Below are 16,248 nucleotides of genomic sequence, written 5' to 3'. Positions count from 1 at the left end.
CCAAACGCCTTTGACGCAACGCGGCAAATGTGTGTACCTTCGGAGTCATGCCCTTCGCGTGCATGTGATGGTCGGCCGGTTCTCGGTCGCGGGGCCATGTGCACGCTTCTGTAGTCCCAGCACAACCGTATGCCACAGGAGGCGTTAGGTGAAGCAAGGCACACCGCGCCTATACGACGAGGCGTTTGAACACGATAGCTGCGGCTTCGGTATCGTCGCGCAGATCGATGGCCACGCGAGCGCGAAGCTCGTAAACACCGCTTTTGAAGCACTCGCGAAGCTTTCCCACCGCGGTGGCGTCAATGCCGACGGTATCAGCGGCGACGGTTGCGGCGTGCTTATCCGCCGCCCGGTCGAATGGCTGCGCGCGCTCGCGGGCGAGGCGGGTATCACCGTTTCCACGCAGTTCGCCGCCGGCGTCGTGTTCCTCGATAACGATACGCAAGCTCATGCGGTAGTTACACTTGAAACCGAACTTGCCGCCGCCGGGCTGCGCGTTGCCGGCTGGCGCGACGTCGCCGTCGACAAGAGTGCGTGCGGCCCGCTCGCCGCTTCGTCCATGCCCGTCGTGCGCCAGGTGTTCGTGGATGCGCCGGGCGACATGCCGCCGGCGAAGTTCGAAGCCGCCCTGTTCCGTGCGCGTCGCCGCGCCGAGCAGGCGTTGAAGGACGACAAACAGTTCTATGTGGTGTCGCTCTCCGGCGAAGTGGTGGGCTACAAGGCCATGGCCGCACCGGGCCACCTGCGCGATGTGTATCCCGACCTGAAGCATCCGGCGCTCGTCGCCGATGCGGTCGTCTTCCATCAGCGCTTCTCGACCAATACGTCGCCGAAGTGGCGCCTCGCCCAGCCCTTCCGTTTCCTCGCCCATAACGGTGAGATCAACACCATCCGCGCGAACCGGCGCTGGATGCAGGCGCGCGGCACGGTCATGCGTTCGGAGCACGTCGATCTTTCCGACATCGGCCCGCTGGTCACCCAGAACGGTTCCGATTCCGAGAGCCTGGATAACGCGCTCGAAGTGCTGCTCATGGGCGGCATGGATCTGCTCACCGCCATGCGCGTGCTCGTGCCGCCGGCGTACAGCGCCCGCGAGGATATCGACGAAGACCTCGCCGCGTTCTACGAGTATTACGCGCTGCACAGCGAACCGTGGGATGGCCCCGCCGGCCTCGTCATGTGCGATGGCCGTTACGCCGCCTGCACGCTCGACCGCAACGGCCTGCGCCCGGCGCGCTGGGCGCTGTCCGACGATAACCACCTCATCGTTGCGTCCGAAGCGGGCCTGTGGGATGTCCCGTCCTCGCGCATCGTCGCGAAGGGCCGCCTCGCCCCGGGCGAAATGATCGCGGTGGATTTCCGCGAGCACCGCCTGCTGCGCGATGCCGATATCGATGCGATCAATCGCGCACGCGCGCCGTTCCGCGAATGGCTGCGCGATGGCGTCACCTATCTCGAATCCGACCTGATCGATCCGAGCCTGGCCGCCGAGCCGCTGCCCGCCGAAGAACTGCGCCGCTACCAGAAGCTGTACGGTCTTTCCCGCGAGGAAAGCGAGTCGGTGCTGAAGATCATCGCCGAGACCGAAGCGGAAGCCACCGGTTCGATGGGCGACGACACGCCGATGGCCGTGCTCTCGCGCCAGGTGCGTCCGCTGTTCGATCGCTTCCGCCAGGCCTTCGCCCAGGTCACCAATCCGCCGATCGATCCGCTGCGCGAGCGGCTCGTCATGTCGCTGGTCACGCAGATCGGCCAGGAGCGGAACGTCTTCGACCTGGGCCCGGAAAACGCGAAGCAGATCCTGCTGAACTCGCCGATCCTCTCGCAGCGCAAGTTGCGCCAGATCCTGGCGACACCGGAATACGCGAATACGCCGCGCTTCGACCTGATGTACGGCGCGGACGAAACGCTCGAACAGGCCATCACGCGCATCTGCGACGACGTCGAAGCCGCCGTGCGCGGTGGCGTGGCCGTGGTGTTCCTCAGCGACCGCTACCCGCGCCGCGACCTGCTGCCGATCCATTCGCTGCTGGCGACTGGCGCCGTGCACGCACGCCTCGTCGAGACGGGCCTGCGATGTCAGTGCAACATCATGGTCGAGACGGCCACGCCGCGTGACCCGCACCAGTTCGCCTGCCTGATCGGCTTCGGCGCTACCGCGATTTATCCCTGGCTCGCCTACCAGAGCCTGTTCGACATGGGCCGCAGCGGCCACCTGCGCAAGGGCGAAGGCGCCCCGCGCGAGATCGGCCGCAACTACCGCCGCGGCATCCGCAAGGGCCTGCTGAAGATCCTGTCGAAGATGGGCATCTCCACCGTCGCCGGTTATCGTGGCGCCCAGCTTTTCGAAATCGTCGGCTTGTCGAAGGATGTGGTCGACCTGTGCTTCCCCGGTACGCCCTCGCGCGTGGGTGGCAGCACCTTCGCCGACCTGGAGCAGGAACAGCGCCTGCTGGCGGCGGAAGCGTGGGACGAAGCGCAGTCGCTGCGCGCCGGTGGCCTCTACAAGTACGTCCACGGTGGCGAATACCACATGTACAACCCCGACGTGATCGCCAGCCTGCAGGTGGCGGTGCGTACGGGTGACTGGAAGGATTACGAGAAGTACGCGCACTACGTGGATTCGCGGCCCGCTTCGGCGCTGCGCGATCTGCTCGTGCCGCGCGAAGGTACTGCCATTCCGCTGGATGAGGTGGAGCCGGCCGAAGACATCCTGAAGCGCTTTGACTCCGCGGGCATGTCGCTGGGCGCGTTGTCGCCGGAAGCGCACGAAGCCCTCGCTATCGCGATGAACCGCCTCGGCGCGCGCAGCAACTCCGGTGAAGGCGGTGAGGATCCCTCGCGCTACGGCACCGATCGCCAGTCGAAGATCAAGCAGGTGGCCTCGGGCCGCTTTGGCGTCACGCCGGCGTATCTCGTCAACGCCGAAGTGTTGCAGATCAAGATCGCCCAGGGCGCCAAGCCGGGCGAGGGCGGCCAGCTGCCGGGCCATAAGGTGGATGCGACCATCGCCCGCCTGCGTTATGCCAAGCCGGGTATCGGTCTTATCTCGCCGCCGCCGCACCACGATATCTATTCGATCGAAGACCTCGCCCAGCTGATCCACGACCTCAAGGAAGTGAACCCGCAGGCACTGGTTTCGGTGAAGCTCGTCTCGCACGCCGGCGTCGGTACGGTGGCCGCGGGTGTGGTGAAGGCGGGCGCCGATCTCATCACGGTGTCTGGCCACGATGGCGGTACGGGCGCGAGCCCGCTCACCTCGATCAAGTACGCCGGTACGCCGTGGGAGCTGGGCCTGGCGGAAACGCAGCAGACCCTGCGCCTGAACGACCTGCGTGGCCGCGTGCGCCTGCAGACCGATGGTGGCCTCAAGACCGGCCTCGACGTGATCAAGGCAGCGATGCTTGGCGCGGAAAGCTTCGGCTTCGGCACCGGCCCCATGGTCGCGCTGGGCTGCAAGTACCTGCGCATCTGCCACCTCAACAACTGCGCCACCGGCGTGGCGACGCAGCACCCGGTGTTGCGCCAGAAGCACTTCATCGGCCTGCCCGATATGGTGATGAACTACTTCCGCTTCATCGCGGAAGACGTGCGTCGCCACCTCGCACGTCTGGGCGTGCGTTCGCTCGCCGAGCTCATCGGCCAGTCCGGCCGCCTCGAGCAGCAGGGCGGCATCACCGCCGTGCAGGAGCGTCTCGATCTCTCCGCGCTCATCGCCGAAGACGGCATGGGCCAGAAGGTGGATTTCGCCTGCACACTCGCGCGCAATCCGATGCGTGATCCGGCGGCGCTGGCGTCGCGCATCTCCGCCGATGTCCGCCAGCTGGTGAACGATGGCCACGGCGGTACCTTCAGCTATCCCATCGTCAACACCGACCGCGCCATCGGCGCGCGCCTGTCGGGCGACATTGCCCGCCGCTGGGGCGATGCCGGTATGGCTGAACGTCCCATCCACCTGCATCTCGCCGGTGCGGCGGGACAGAGCCTGGGCGCGTGGAATGCGCCGGGCCTGCACATTGACCTGGTCGGTGAAGCGAACGACGGCGTGGGCAAGGGCATGGCCGGTGGCCGCCTGATCATTCGCCCGCCGGCAGATTCGCCGTTCAAGAGCCAGGATGCGTCGATCATCGGCAACACCTGCCTGTACGGCGCGACGGGTGGCGAGCTGTTTGCCGCGGGCCAGGCCGGCGAGCGTTTCGCCGTGCGTAACTCGGGCGCGCTCGCCGTGGTCGAAGGCGCGGGTGACCACTGCTGCGAATACATGACCGGCGGCGTCGTCGCCGTGCTCGGCCGTACCGGCCTGAACTTCGGCGCGGGTATGACCGGTGGCTTCGCCTACGTGCTCGATACCGAGCGCAACTTCGTCGATTGCTACAACCACGAACTCGTCGACATCGTGCGTATCTCGCACGAGGGCATGGAACATTACATGCAGCACCTCCGCCAGCTCATCGCCCGCCACGCCGAACTCACCGGCAGCGCCTGGGGCCGCCAGGTCCTTGGCGATTTCCGCGGCATGCTGCAGCGGTTCTGGCTGGTGAAACCGAAGGCAGCGAGTCTGGATGCCCTGGCCGAAGAACTGCGGAGTGCGGCATGAGCGCGAAGGATTTCCGTTTCCTCGAGATTCCGCGGCAGACCCCGCGTACCGTGCCCGTTGCGGTGCGCGTGCTCGGCTATGGCGAGATTTCCGGCGACTTCGCGTCGGATGAAGCCTCGTCGCAGTCGGGCCGTTGCATCGATTGCGGCAACCCGTACTGCGAACACGCCTGCCCGGTCCACAACTACATCCCGAACTGGCTGAAGCTGGTCCAGGACGGCCGCCTCTTCGAGGCCGCCACCCTGATGCACGAAACCAACCCGCTGCCGGAGATCTGCGGCCGCGTGTGCCCGCAGGATCGCCTGTGCGAAGGTGCGTGCACGCTCGAGCAGGGCGAGTTCGGCGCGGTCACGATTGGTAGCGTCGAGCGTTGGGTGACCGACGAAGCGTTCCGCCAGGGCTGGCGCCCGGATCTTTCGCGCGTGAAGGAAACCGGCGCGCGCGTTGCGATCGTTGGCGCGGGTCCTGCGGGCATGGCCTGTGCGGATCGCCTGCGTCGCGCGGGTATTGCCGCGGATGTCTTCGACAAGCAGCATGAAATCGGTGGTCTCCTGACCTTCGGCATTCCCCCGTTCAAGCTCGACAAGAACATCGTCCGCACGCGCCGCAGCGTGCTGGAAGGCATGGGCGTGCGTTTCCACCTCGGTGTGGAGATCGGCCGCGATATCGAATTCGATGAACTGCTCAACGATTACGATGCCGTGTTCGTTGGCACGGGCGCTTACACCTACGTCGATGGCCAGCTCGAAGGCCGCGAACTGGGTGGCGTGCACGATGCGCTGCCATTCCTCATTGCCAACACCGACCGCTTGCTGCGCGAGCAGGCGCCCGCGCCGGAATACGATCTGGCCGGCAAGCATGTCGTCGTGCTGGGTGGCGGCGATACCGGTATGGACTGCAACCGCACGGCGATCCGCCTGGGCGCCGCATCGGTCACCTGCGTATACCGTCGCGATGAACCCAGCATGCCGGGCTCGCGTCGCGAAGTGGGTTACAGCCGCGAAGAAGGCGTGCGCTTCCTGTTCCAGCGCCAGCCGGTGACGCTCGTGGGCGAGAACGGCAAGGTGAAGGCCGTGCGTGTCGTCGAGACGCAGCTGGTCGACGACGGCGATGGCCGGCCGCGTCCGCGCAATGTCGAAGGTAGCGAAACCGACCTGCGCGCGGATGTGGTGATCCAGGCCTTCGGCTTCCAGCCGAGCCCGCCCGACTGGTGCGACGCGTTCGGCATCGCGCGCGACCGCAGCGGCCGCATCATCACTGGCGCCGAAGGCAACCTGCCGCACCAGACCAGCCATGCGAAGATTTTTGCGGGTGGCGATAACGTGCGCGGCGCCGATCTCGTGGTGCGCGCGGTCTACGACGGCCGCGAAGCCGCCGCCTCGATCGTCCGCATGCTGGCCAGCAAGAAAGCGAACGCCACCGTCGCCGCCTGACCGACACCGCCCTTGTAGGAGCGCACTTGTGCGCGACATCTTTCGCGAAAGAGCCACAGGCCCTGCGGCGGTGAGGCGAAAGATGCCGTTTGTAGGAGCGCACTTGTGCGCGACATCTTTCGCGAAAGAACCACAGGGCCTGCGGCGGTGAGGCGAAAGATGTCGCGCGCAAGCGCGCTCCTACAAAAGCCTGCGCACCCGTCGTACAAGGCTGCGCGTTCGCCATACAAAGGCCTGCACACCCGCCTGGAGGAAAAGGCGCACAATAGGTGCATGCCCTCCACGGCGGTTTATCCCCTATGTGCCTGATCGCTTTCGCATGGCGCGCCCATCCGCGCTGGCGCCTTGTCCTGCTCGGCAACCGCGATGAATTCCATACCCGCCCCACGGCGCCGCTAGCGCACTGGGACGAAGCGCCGCAAATCGCGGCAGGCCGCGACCTCGAAGCCGGTGGTACCTGGGCGGGCGTCGCGCCGCATGGGCGCAGCAGCATCATCACCAACGTGCGTGACCTGAAGGCAGACCACGGCGGCATGTCGCGTGGCTTGCTGGTCGCTGATTACCTCGGCTCCAATCTTCCTGCGCCGGTGCATGCGCAAGAACTTATCGCCACGGCGAAGGACTATCGTCCGTTCAATTTACTGACGTTCGACCACGAGAGCGCGTACTACCTCGGTAACCATCCCGATGCGCGCTACCAGCCCGTGAGCGATGGCGTGCACGGTTTATCGAATGCCGACTTCAATGCGCCGTGGCCGAAGACCCGCGCGCTCGTCCATCGGCTCGAGGCATGGGTAGAAGAAGGGCGTGACGATACGGAATCCCTGTTCCGCATGCTCTCTGACCAGGGCCGCTGGCCCGACGACCTCCTGCCTGACACGGGCATCGGCATCGAGCGCGAGCGCTTCCTCTCCAGCGCCTTCATCGTCGGCGAGAACTACGGCACCCGCGCCAGCACGGTGATCCTCATCGGCCACGACGACGCCACCACCATCATCGAACGTCGCTTCGGCCCCAACGGCGTCCCCGAAGGCGAAACCCGCCTCGACCTGGCCCCCTGACCGATCCTTAGCGTGGCGGCAAAAGTCTTTCACCCGGGCAGCGGTTGATCCAAGCCGCCCGTACCCCGACGATGGTGGAATCCACTTTCCCACCGGGAGTCACCCATGAACATCGACCTTTCCAAGCGCAGCGCCATCGTCACGGGTTCCACCGCCGGCATCGGCCTTGCCATCGCCCAGGGCCTGGCCGGCGCGGGCGCCAGCGTGGTCGTTACCGGCCGTACCCAGGCCCGTGTCGACGCCGCCATCGCCGAGATCAAGAAGGCCGTACCGAACGCGAAGCTCTCCGGCGTGGCCGCCGACCTCGGCACGGCCGAAGGCGCCGCCGCCCTGATCAAGGCCGTGCCGAGCACGGACATCCTCGTGAACAACCTAGGCATCTTCGAGCCGAAGGGCTTCTTTGACATCACCGACGAGGAATGGAGCCGCTTCTTCGAAGTGAACGTGAACTCGGGCGTGCGCCTGTCGCGCCATTACGCCAAGGGCATGGCTGACCGCGGCTGGGGCCGCGTGCAGTTCATCTCCAGCGAATCGGCCCTGCAGATCCCGGCCGAGATGGTCCACTACGGCATGACCAAGACCGCCCAGCTCGCCGTCTCGCGCGGCCTGGCCGAGACCCTTACCGGCACCGGCGTCACCGTGAACTCCGTGCTCCCCGGCCCGACCCTGTCGGAAGGCGTGGGTGAGTTCTTCGGCAAGATCGCCAAGGACCAGGGCAAGTCGCTGGCTGAAGTCGAGAAGGACTTCATCAGCACCCACCGCCCGACCTCGCTGATCGAGCGTCTGCTCACGGTCGAAGAAGTCGCCAACATGTCGGTGTACCTCGCCTCCGAACAGGCCAGCGGCACCACCGGCGCAGCGGTACGCGTCGACGGCGGCGTCGCCCGCCAGGTCGTCTAACAGCGCAGCCCTTGTAGGAGCGCGCTTGCGCGCGATCGGATGCTTGCCGCAAGCCCCATCGCGCGCAAGCGCGCTCCTACAGATTTTCAGTCGACATCGCCGTCGACGTAGTACCAGCGGCCGTCTTCGCGCACGAAGCGGCTCACCTCATGCATCTTCTTCGCGCTGCCGCCGCCATAGCGCAGGCGGGCGATGAATTCGACCACGGCCGTGTCAGGCGTGGGGTTCTCGTGGCGCTTCACGGTAAGCCCTAGCCACGTAGGTGCCGGCGACTGGTTCGCCAGGTCGAGTGACGGCGGCCGCATCGACGGATGCCACGAGGCCAGCAGGTAGTCCTCAAGCCCCATCACGTACGCGCTATACCGCGAACGCATCAGCGCCTCAGCCGTGGGTGCCGGTTCGCCCGCATGCCAGCGGCCGCAGCACGCGGCGTAAGGCTTGCCGGTGCCGCAAGGGCAGGCCGTATCGGGAGTGGCCATGGCCGTGTCCTCTGGAAATCGGAAGGCGCCCATCCTAACGGGTCGTTGGCCGAATGCCGCCGCGCGTCAGGCGACCTGACCCGACACGATCAGCGCCGAAAGGTCATAGCCCATCGTGATGGCCGTGGCCTTCAGCCGCTCGAACGTCGCCTGGTCGAGCTGCGGTGTGCGGGAAAGGATCCACAGGTACTTCCGCCCCGGCTGGCCGACCATGGACCACTGGTAGTCGTCGTCGAGGGCGATCACCCAGTAATCAGCCCAGACGGGCGGCAGCCAGCGGAGCCAGGGCGGGACGAAGGTGACTTCGAGCTTGCCCCGGGCGAAGGCCTCAGGCCGCCGGGCGACGCCCTGGCTGGCGATCTCGCCGCCGTCGGTGCCGCAGCGGTTCTCCACGGTTACCGTGCCGTCGATCTGGGGCGCGTAGTGGGCGGTGACGTTCCCCGTGCACTTGCGCTGGAAGTACATGGGCAGGCGGGCGATCTCATGCCACGTGCCGGCATAGCGCTCCAGGTCGAGATCGGCCACGGCGGTGACGGGGGTGAGGGCGATGCCCGGGCTGGCCATGGCCCAATTCAGGGCCCCTAGAAGGTCGCGCATGGCGGGATTCCGTTAAAGCGAACGCACTACGATGCCGATGACGGGTGAATCCTCAGTAAATTGCGCCACCGGAACCGCTCCATGGACCCAGACGACACCCCAGCCAAACGCCCGCTCTTCACGCGGCTGCGCGAGCGATTGGTGTCGCCGGGAGCCGCCCATGTGGACCTGGAGGCCGGCATGATCGTGGCCACGCCGGGCGTTTTCCGGATGCGCGAGGTGCCGCTGGCCCGGGTGAGCCGGGTCGAGGCGGGCAACCGCGACACGGATACGTGGGACACGGTGTACCTAAGCTTCCACGTCGATGGCGAGGAGATCCTGGTGCTGTCCGAAGAGGACAAGGGCTTTGGCGAGCTGATCCGTGACCTGCGTGAGGTCTTCCCGGGCATTGAAGGCTGGGAATCGGCCGTGCCGTCGGTGAAGTTCCAGCTGACCTCGGTGGACCTGTGGCGCCGTGAGGTGCCTGAAGAGCCCGTGGCTGAAGACCCCGGGGCTGCCGAAGCCCCCGAGCCGCCCGAACCTCTGTAGGAGCGCGCTTGCCTCACCCTTGCCGCCTGCCGGCGGATCGCGTGCGAGCACGCTCCTACAGGAGCACGGCTATGGCTTGGCTGTTTGGGGCGAGGGTGATGGTCGTGGCATCGAAGACGGAATCGCCAGCGGCGATGGGCTGGCCATCGGCCGAGCCGCTTCCCTCGGCGACGTAGGCGACCTTCACGCCGTCGAAGACGCCGGGGCCCTGCAGCACTTCAAGGCGTGCCCGGGAAACACCCCGCCGCACCATCAGGTTGAAATCGCGCGTGGCGCCACCGGCGAGGCGCACATCGACCTTCGCCTCCCCCGGAAACGCGAACGGCGCCAGCGGCGTCGTCAGGCCGTGCTCGCGCTCACCATCGAGCCGCATGGTGAACCCGGCGCCTTCGAGCAGCACGATGGTCCGGTCGATATCGGGAAATACCGAGAACGGCGATGCGGTATCGACATCAGCGATGCTCACGCGCCACGCGAACGTCTCCATCGATGCACCCGGCGGCTCCACTGCCAGCTCTCGCGTGATGCCAAGGCCGTTCTTCCACGGCACGGCCTTCAGTTCATCGAAACGGACGATCTTCATGCGACGCGCTCGATCTCACGGGCAAAGGGCGGGAGCGCGCGCAGCATGCCGGTGCCGTAGCGCTTGGTGATGACGCGGCGATCAAGCAGCACGATGCGGCCGGTGTCGGTTTCGGTACGGATCAAACGACCGCAGTACTGGGTGAGAATGCGCGTGGCATCCGGCACGCTCACTTCGATAAACGGATTGCGGCCCCGCGATTCCAGCCACTCGGCGTAGGTCGCGCCGACGGGATCGGTGGGTACCGCAAACGGCAACTGCGTGACGACCACTGTTTCGCAAAGCTTACCCGGCAGGTCGAGGCCTTCGCCGAACGACGCCAGGCCGAAGATCGTGCTGCCCTTGCCGGCTTCGATATCCGCACAGTGCTCGGCAATCAGTTGCGCTTTCGCCAGCGAACCCTGCGCGCGAACGCGGCGCACGTGATCGATAGGCAACACCTGCAGTACGCGATCCAGCTTCGCACGCGACGTGAACAACACGAGGTTGCCCGCATCCCAGTCCAGGTTTTTCGCCAGCCAGCTCGCGACTTCGCGCGCGTGGCCTTCGCGATCATCCGGCAAGGTGTTGAACGCAGGCACCTCGAGCTTTGCCTGACGCTCCAGGTCGAACGGGGAGGGCAGGCTGATCGTCACCGCTTCATTCGGCAGGCCGACGGAATCCGCGAAGCCGCGGAAGTTGCCGCCCGCAGACAACGTCGCGGAGGTCATCACCACGGCGGAGGCGTTATCCCAAAGCACGTTGCGCAGCAGGCCGCCCGCGGAAACCGCCGACGCATGGCAGATCAGCTGCTGATCCGAACCCATGCTTACCCAGCGGGCAAGCGGCGGTCCGTTCTCGCGATCCTCGGTGGACCACGCGTACCAGGTGCGCACCTGCCGGTCGAGCCGTTCCAGCGCCATGCCCAGTTCGCGCGAAAGCGCTTCCTGCGTGGGGCCGCCCGCTTCCATCTCCACGACGGTGCGGCGCACGGTGCGCAACCAACGCTGTACGTCGCGCGTTACCGTGTGCAGGTGCGATGCATGGATCACCCAGTTCTCAGGCAACTGCCCGAGCGACGCGCGGAACACGGGTTCCAGCTCGCTGGACGACGGTGTCCACGAAAGACGAATCTCGCGCTCGATCTCTTCCAGCGCGTTCGACATTTCCAGCATCTTCTCGTCGCCGGTTTCCAGCGAGAGATTGCCGATGCTTTCCTTATCGGTGAGCGAATACGCGGCATGCACCTGGTTCTGCAGGCGGCCGATGCGGCGCACGGCGCTCGCAAGGTGCACGTCGGCCGCACCACGATCAATGGCCTTCGAGGGCACGTGGTGCGCCTCGTCGAAGATGTACAGGGTCTCTTCCGGCTTCGGCAGGATCACGCCGCCGAAGGTGTCTTCATCTCGCGGCATGGTCAGGTCGGCCAGGACCAGATCCTGGTTCGCCACCACGATATCGGCCTCGCCAATGGCGCGGCGCGCGAGGAAGAACGGGCATACGGCGAAGGCGTTGCACTTGCGGCCGGTGCAGCCACCCGCGCTCGTGGTGATCATGCCGCGGACGAGATCCGAGAGCGGTTCCGGGCTCGTATCGATATCGCCGTTCCACTCACGCGCTTCGAACGCCTTGCCGAGCTTCTCGATGGCCTTGGTGTCGCGTTCCGCCGGTGGCCGTGACCACAGGGCCACGTCCGCATCGAAATCGAAGCCGCCCTGGGCACTCGGTTCAGACCCGGCCATGCGCAGGTTGCGTGGGCACAGGTAGCGCGCACGGCCCTTGGCCAGCGCCACCTTCGCCTCGACGCCGCAGAGCTTCATGTACTGGGGGATATCGCGCTGGACGAGCTGCTCCTGCAGCGCCACCGTGGCCGTCGCGATCACCAGCTTCTTCTTCTGGGAACGGGCCACTTCGAGGCCACCAATCAGGTAGGCCATGGACTTACCGGTACCGGTGGGTGCTTCGATCACGGCCGCGCCCGCCGGCTCGGCCAGCGCCTTGGCGACCTCGGCGATCATCTTCAGCTGCGAGGGACGCCCGCGGAACCCCGCAAGGCCGTCCTTCAGGCGCGCATAGGCGGCGCGGATCGCGGCTTTGGTATCTTCGGTGAGCATAGCCCACCAAGGTTACCCTATCGGGGTCTCACCCCGTGCCTCAGCGTGCGTGAACCGCGGGACTCAGCGGTGCGCCCGCGATCATCCCGGCGACTACCCAGGTGTGTTCTTCCCAGGTCTTATCGGCGTGCTGGACGTGAATGGCTACCGGGCGGCCGAGGCTGTCGGAGAGGCCGGGTGCCAGGGCTTCCGCGGCGTGGATGGCCTCGGCTTGCGTGGGGTAGCGGGCGAGTATGTCGGCCGCGCCGCGGCGGACGATCCACGGTCCCTGTGTCGTTTCGCAGTGCGGAATGAACAACTGGGCGGAACTCGATGCCATGGGACCCTCGCGTGTGTCGGTGGGTACGGCTAACGGACGATTTTGATCCTACGCCTCCCCGGCTAAAAATCCATTAAGCCTTGTTCCGTAAGGGTTTACGGAGCAGTTCGGCCCGCCGGAAGCAGCTCGGTGCATGGGTATTGAGCAGGCCGGTGGCCTCCATCCAGGCGAACACGATGGTCGGCCCCACGAAGGTAAAGCCCCGCTTCTTCAGGGCCTTGGACACCTGTTCGGAGAGCGGGCTGTTCGGGGGTACCGGGCCGTCCCAGGCCAGCGGCTGGCCGCCGACGAAATCCCAGCAGAAGGTGGCGAAGTCCTCGCCCGCCTCGCGCATGGCCAGGTAGGCCTTCGCGTTGTTGATCGCCGCGCCGATCTTGCTCCGGGATCGGATGATGCCGGGGTCGGCCAGCAGCCGTTCCACGTCGCGCGGCCCGTAGGCCGCGACGACGTCCGGGTCGAAGCCTTCGAAGGCATGGCGGAACCCGTCGCGGCGGGCCAGGATGGTCCGCCACGAGAGCCCGGCCTGGAAGCCGTCGAGGATCAGCTTTTCCCACAGCTTGCGGCCGTCGCGCTCGGGCACGCCCCATTCGCGGTCGTGATAACCGCGCATGAGGTCATCGGATTCGCCCCAGGCGCAGCGCGTCAGGCCATCACTCACCCGGCGAAGCCGAGGTAATCCAGCTTGCCGACGCCGACGCCGTTGTGGCGGAGGATGTCGTACGCGGTGGTGATGTGGAAATAGAAGTTCGGCAGGGCGAACAGCATGAGGTATTCGTTCGCGCTGAACGTGCGCTCGTTCGGGCCGAACTTGCGCGTGATGCTGCGCGAGGCGCCTGCGTTGATGGTGTCGGCCGGTACCGATTCGATCCACTGCACGGTGCCATCGATGCGAGCGAGCAACTGGTCGATGGTGGTTTCGTTGTCTTCGAACGCGGGCGGCTGCACATCGGCCACGCGGGCCACGCCAAACTTGGCGGTATCGCTGGCGCGCTGCACCTGGCCGGCGAGGTTCAGCATATCGGGGGCCAGCCGCTGTTCCACCAGCGCATCGCCGCCGTGGGCTTTGGCTTTCCGCAGCAGGTCGGCAAGGACATGGAAACCGCGGACGTAGGCGGCAGCGGAGGCTTCGTGCAGCGAGATGCTCATGGGGTGGCTCCCTGGGTAATCCATCGATGGTGGGGCGGGCAGGGCGCCCCTTCAAGGCCCGTGCGCGACGCAATCCAAGGGACTACCATCACCGGCCAACCCCGCTACGAACGGTCCCCCATGTCCCCCATTGAACCGGCATCCGACGCGATCGTCGCGGTGCGCGGCCTGTCCAAGGCCTACAAGACGGGCTTCCAGGCGTTGAAGCGCGTCGATCTGGAAATCCGCCGCGGCGAAATCTTCGCGTTGCTCGGCCCCAATGGCGCCGGCAAGACCACCCTCATCAGCATCATCTGCGGCATCGTCACCGGTACCGACGGCAGCGTCAGCGTCGATGGCCACGATATCGTCCGCGACTATCGCGCGGCGCGCGGTCTCATCGGCCTGGTGCCGCAGGAATTGTCGACGGACGCATTCGAAACGGTGTGGGCCACGGTGACCTTCAGCCGCGGCCTGTTCGGCAAGGCGCCGAATCCCGTGTACCTCGAGCGGATCCTGCGCGAGCTTTCGCTGTGGGAGAAGAAGGATTCGAAGATCATGGCGTTGTCGGGCGGCATGAAACGCCGTGTGCTTATCGCCAAGGCGCTCGCGCACGAGCCGCGCGTACTGTTTCTCGATGAGCCCACCGCGGGCGTCGATGTCGAACTGCGCCATGACATGTGGCAGATGGTGCGCCGCCTGCGCGAATCGGGCGTCACCATCATCCTCACCACGCATTACATCGAAGAAGCCGAGGAAATGGCCGATCGCATCGGTGTCATCAACCACGGCGAACTGATTCTGGTGGAAGACAAGCGCACGCTGATGCAGAAGCTGGGCAAGAAGCAGCTGACGCTGTCGCTGCAGGCGCCGCTCGAGGCCGTGCCGTCCGGGCTGGAACACTGGCCGCTGGAACTGTCGAAGGATGGCCTGTGCCTCACCTACACCTTCGATACGCAATCGGATGACACCGGCATCGCCGAACTGCTGAAGAAGCTCGGTGCCCTGGGCATCGACTTCAAGGACCTGCATTCCAGCGAGAGCTCGCTGGAAGATATCTTCGTGAGCCTTGTCCGTGGAGGTGGCCTGTGAATATCCACGGCATTCGTGCCATTTATCGTTTCGAGATGGCCCGCACGTTCCGCACGCTCACCCAGAGCATCGCCTCGCCGGTGCTTTCAACGTCGCTGTACTTCATCGTGTTCGGTGCAGCGATCGGTTCGCGCATGGGCGCGATCGGTGGCGTGAGCTACGGCGCCTTCATCATCCCCGGTCTGATCATGCTTTCGTTGCTCAACGAGAGCATTTCCAATGCGTCGTTCGGTATCTACATGCCGAAGTGGTCGGGCACGATCTACGAGCTGCTTTCCGCGCCGGTGAACTACGTAGAGGTGGTGCTCGGTTACGTGGGTGCAGCGGCGACCAAGTCGATGATCCTGGGCCTGCTGATCCTCGCGACCTCGCGCATCTTCGTTGCGTACGAGATCCAGCACCCGTTCTGGATGCTTGCGTTCCTGCTGTTGACGGCGGTGACCTTCAGCCTGTTCGGTTTCATCATCGGCCTGTGGGCGGATGATTTCCAGAAACTGCAGGTGGTGCCGCTGATGGTGATCACGCCGCTGACCTTCCTGGGCGGCAGCTTCTATTCGATCAATATGCTGCCGCCGTTCTGGCAGAAGCTCACGCTGTTCAACCCGGTGGTGTACCTGGTGAACGGATTCCGCTGGAGCTTCTACGGGCAGGCCGATGTGAACGTGGTGGTCAGCGTCTCGGCCACCGTGGGCTTCATGCTGGTGTGCCTGGCCGTGGTCTGGTGGATCTTCCGTACCGGCTGGAAGCTCAAGAACTAACACCGCCTCCGCTTACCTGTAGGAGCCCACCCTGTGGGCGACGCCTTTCGTACAGCCGCCACAGGGTCTGCAGCTCTTCCGCGAAAGATGTCGCCCACAGGGTGGGCTCCTACGAGCGTTCTTACTCGTGCTTGCCGATGAAATCGGACTTGCCGAGCACTACACCCACGCCGCGCAGGATCGCGTAGGCAGTGGTGCAGTGGAAGTACACGTTGGGCAGCACGAACTGCAGCAGGTAGGGCTGGCCCTTGAACTGCATTTCGCCCGAGCGCATCTTCAGCACGATGTCGCGGTTCTCGCTGCCGTCGATCTGCTCCGGCTTGAAGCCGTTGAGCATGCCGATCACGTTGGCGATGCGTGCCTGCAGCTGCTCGAAGCTGGTTTCGTTGTCTTCCATCTTCGGCGCTTCTTCGCCGGCCAGGCGGAAGGCGGCGCCCTTGGCCATGTCGGTCGCGATCTGCACCTGGCGGATCAGCGGAAACATATCCGGGGTGATGCGGGTGTTCAGCAGCACCTCTTCGGCGATGTTGCGTTCCTTCGCGTGTTCGGCACCCTTCTTCAGCACGCCTGCGAGGTTCGTCAGGGCGCGGACGAGGACGGGGACGGTGGTCTGGTACATCGTGATGGACATGGACAGGCTCTTGGTGGGTAGGTCGGCCGGGCGGCCGGGGCGGCGCGTATTG

15 protein-coding genes are annotated in these 16,248 nt (G+C 65.6%); 7 read left to right on the top strand and 8 right to left on the bottom strand.

What is annotated here, in order from left to right:
- Positions 1-148: 148 nt before the first annotated feature.
- The 4 genes from gltB to L2Y96_RS20180 all read left to right on the top strand — a co-directional run bounded on the left by gltB (position 149) and on the right by L2Y96_RS20180 (position 7,991).
- Complete coding sequence (gltB, locus tag L2Y96_RS20195; RefSeq protein ID WP_247329845.1) at positions 149-4,597, top strand: glutamate synthase large subunit; 4,449 nt, start codon at positions 149-151, stop codon at positions 4,595-4,597.
- Positions 4,594-6,030 (top strand): FAD-dependent oxidoreductase, encoded by a 1,437-nt coding sequence (locus L2Y96_RS20190; RefSeq protein WP_247329843.1) that lies wholly within the window; start codon positions 4,594-4,596, stop codon positions 6,028-6,030. The genes gltB and L2Y96_RS20190 overlap by 4 nt, the downstream gene beginning before the upstream one ends.
- Before the next feature lie 299 nt (positions 6,031-6,329).
- Positions 6,330-7,091, top strand: coding sequence for an NRDE family protein (locus tag L2Y96_RS20185; protein ID WP_247337162.1), 762 nt, complete (start codon positions 6,330-6,332; stop codon positions 7,089-7,091).
- Between the two features lie 105 nt (positions 7,092-7,196).
- Positions 7,197-7,991: an SDR family NAD(P)-dependent oxidoreductase gene (locus L2Y96_RS20180; protein ID WP_247329842.1), complete on the top strand. Its 795-nt coding sequence runs from the start codon at positions 7,197-7,199 to the stop codon at positions 7,989-7,991.
- A gap of 86 nt (positions 7,992-8,077) precedes the next feature.
- On the opposite strand, the gene L2Y96_RS20175 is transcribed toward L2Y96_RS20180, so the two are convergent.
- On the bottom strand, positions 8,078-8,470 hold the full coding sequence (locus L2Y96_RS20175; RefSeq protein ID WP_247329840.1) for a YchJ family protein: 393 nt from the start codon (positions 8,468-8,470) through the stop codon (positions 8,078-8,080).
- A gap of 66 nt (positions 8,471-8,536) precedes the next feature.
- Complete coding sequence (locus tag L2Y96_RS20170) at positions 8,537-9,067, bottom strand: lipocalin family protein (protein ID WP_247329837.1); 531 nt, start codon at positions 9,065-9,067, stop codon at positions 8,537-8,539.
- 81 nt (positions 9,068-9,148) lie between these two features.
- On the opposite strand from L2Y96_RS20170, the gene L2Y96_RS20165 reads away from it, so the two are divergent.
- Entirely contained in the window at positions 9,149-9,595 is a 447-nt protein-coding gene (locus L2Y96_RS20165) for a hypothetical protein (RefSeq protein ID WP_247329835.1), read from the top strand.
- A gap of 55 nt (positions 9,596-9,650) precedes the next feature.
- On the opposite strand, the gene L2Y96_RS20160 is transcribed toward L2Y96_RS20165, so the two are convergent.
- The 5 genes from L2Y96_RS20160 to L2Y96_RS20140 all read right to left on the bottom strand — a co-directional run bounded on the left by L2Y96_RS20160 (position 9,651) and on the right by L2Y96_RS20140 (position 13,736).
- Positions 9,651-10,178 carry a HutD/Ves family protein gene (locus L2Y96_RS20160; protein WP_247329834.1) on the bottom strand — a complete coding sequence of 176 codons (528 nt, stop codon included), beginning with the start codon at positions 10,176-10,178 and terminating at the stop codon, positions 9,651-9,653.
- The gene (gene dinG, locus L2Y96_RS20155) at positions 10,175-12,271 is read right to left on the bottom strand and encodes an ATP-dependent DNA helicase DinG (protein WP_247329832.1); all 2,097 of its coding nucleotides are present in this window, start codon (positions 12,269-12,271) and stop codon (positions 10,175-10,177) included. Before dinG ends, L2Y96_RS20160 begins: the two co-directional genes overlap by 4 nt.
- 40 nt (positions 12,272-12,311) lie before the next feature.
- Positions 12,312-12,590 carry a DUF2188 domain-containing protein gene (locus tag L2Y96_RS20150; protein ID WP_247329830.1) on the bottom strand — a complete coding sequence of 93 codons (279 nt, stop codon included), beginning with the start codon at positions 12,588-12,590 and terminating at the stop codon, positions 12,312-12,314.
- A 73-nt stretch (positions 12,591-12,663) separates the two neighbouring features.
- On the bottom strand, positions 12,664-13,248 hold the full coding sequence (locus tag L2Y96_RS20145; RefSeq protein ID WP_283248854.1) for a DNA-3-methyladenine glycosylase I: 585 nt from the start codon (positions 13,246-13,248) through the stop codon (positions 12,664-12,666).
- On the bottom strand, positions 13,245-13,736 hold the full coding sequence (locus L2Y96_RS20140) for a DUF1993 domain-containing protein (RefSeq protein WP_247329827.1): 492 nt from the start codon (positions 13,734-13,736) through the stop codon (positions 13,245-13,247). The genes L2Y96_RS20145 and L2Y96_RS20140 overlap by 4 nt, the downstream gene beginning before the upstream one ends.
- A gap of 120 nt (positions 13,737-13,856) precedes the next feature.
- On the opposite strand from L2Y96_RS20140, the gene L2Y96_RS20135 reads away from it, so the two are divergent.
- Both L2Y96_RS20135 and L2Y96_RS20130 read left to right on the top strand, forming a co-directional pair.
- Positions 13,857-14,807, top strand: coding sequence for an ABC transporter ATP-binding protein (locus L2Y96_RS20135; RefSeq protein WP_247329824.1), 951 nt, complete (start codon positions 13,857-13,859; stop codon positions 14,805-14,807).
- Complete coding sequence (locus tag L2Y96_RS20130; protein ID WP_247329821.1) at positions 14,804-15,565, top strand: ABC transporter permease; 762 nt, start codon at positions 14,804-14,806, stop codon at positions 15,563-15,565. Before L2Y96_RS20135 ends, L2Y96_RS20130 begins: the two co-directional genes overlap by 4 nt.
- 121 nt (positions 15,566-15,686) lie before the next feature.
- Here the strand turns inward: L2Y96_RS20130 and L2Y96_RS20125 are convergent, their stop codons facing one another.
- Positions 15,687-16,196 carry a DUF1993 domain-containing protein gene (locus tag L2Y96_RS20125; protein ID WP_247329818.1) on the bottom strand — a complete coding sequence of 170 codons (510 nt, stop codon included), beginning with the start codon at positions 16,194-16,196 and terminating at the stop codon, positions 15,687-15,689.
- Positions 16,197-16,248 lie beyond the last annotated feature (52 nt).

Source organism: Luteibacter aegosomaticola, from assembly GCF_023078475.1.
Classification (GTDB): Bacteria; Pseudomonadota; Gammaproteobacteria; order Xanthomonadales; family Rhodanobacteraceae; genus Luteibacter; species Luteibacter aegosomaticola.
The sequence above is the reverse complement of the archived record's forward strand: the minus strand, read 5'-3'. Positions and strand labels throughout refer to the sequence as shown.

Coding starts and splice junctions, on each gene's coding strand:
- L2Y96_RS20190 (WP_247329843.1), top strand. CDS start 4,594: ATGAGCGCGAAGGATTTCCGTTTCCTCGAGATTCCGCGGCAGACCCCG.
- L2Y96_RS20185 (WP_247337162.1), top strand. CDS start 6,330: ATGTGCCTGATCGCTTTCGCATGGCGCGCCCATCCGCGCTGGCGCCTT.
- L2Y96_RS20180 (WP_247329842.1), top strand. CDS start 7,197: ATGAACATCGACCTTTCCAAGCGCAGCGCCATCGTCACGGGTTCCACC.
- L2Y96_RS20175 (WP_247329840.1), bottom strand. CDS start 8,470: ATGGCCACTCCCGATACGGCCTGCCCTTGCGGCACCGGCAAGCCTTAC.
- L2Y96_RS20170 (WP_247329837.1), bottom strand. CDS start 9,067: ATGCGCGACCTTCTAGGGGCCCTGAATTGGGCCATGGCCAGCCCGGGC.
- L2Y96_RS20165 (WP_247329835.1), top strand. CDS start 9,149: ATGGACCCAGACGACACCCCAGCCAAACGCCCGCTCTTCACGCGGCTG.
- L2Y96_RS20160 (WP_247329834.1), bottom strand. CDS start 10,178: ATGAAGATCGTCCGTTTCGATGAACTGAAGGCCGTGCCGTGGAAGAAC.
- dinG (WP_247329832.1), bottom strand. CDS start 12,271: ATGCTCACCGAAGATACCAAAGCCGCGATCCGCGCCGCCTATGCGCGC.
- L2Y96_RS20150 (WP_247329830.1), bottom strand. CDS start 12,590: ATGGCATCGAGTTCCGCCCAGTTGTTCATTCCGCACTGCGAAACGACA.
- L2Y96_RS20140 (WP_247329827.1), bottom strand. CDS start 13,736: ATGAGCATCTCGCTGCACGAAGCCTCCGCTGCCGCCTACGTCCGCGGT.
- L2Y96_RS20135 (WP_247329824.1), top strand. CDS start 13,857: ATGTCCCCCATTGAACCGGCATCCGACGCGATCGTCGCGGTGCGCGGC.
- L2Y96_RS20125 (WP_247329818.1), bottom strand. CDS start 16,196: ATGTCCATCACGATGTACCAGACCACCGTCCCCGTCCTCGTCCGCGCC.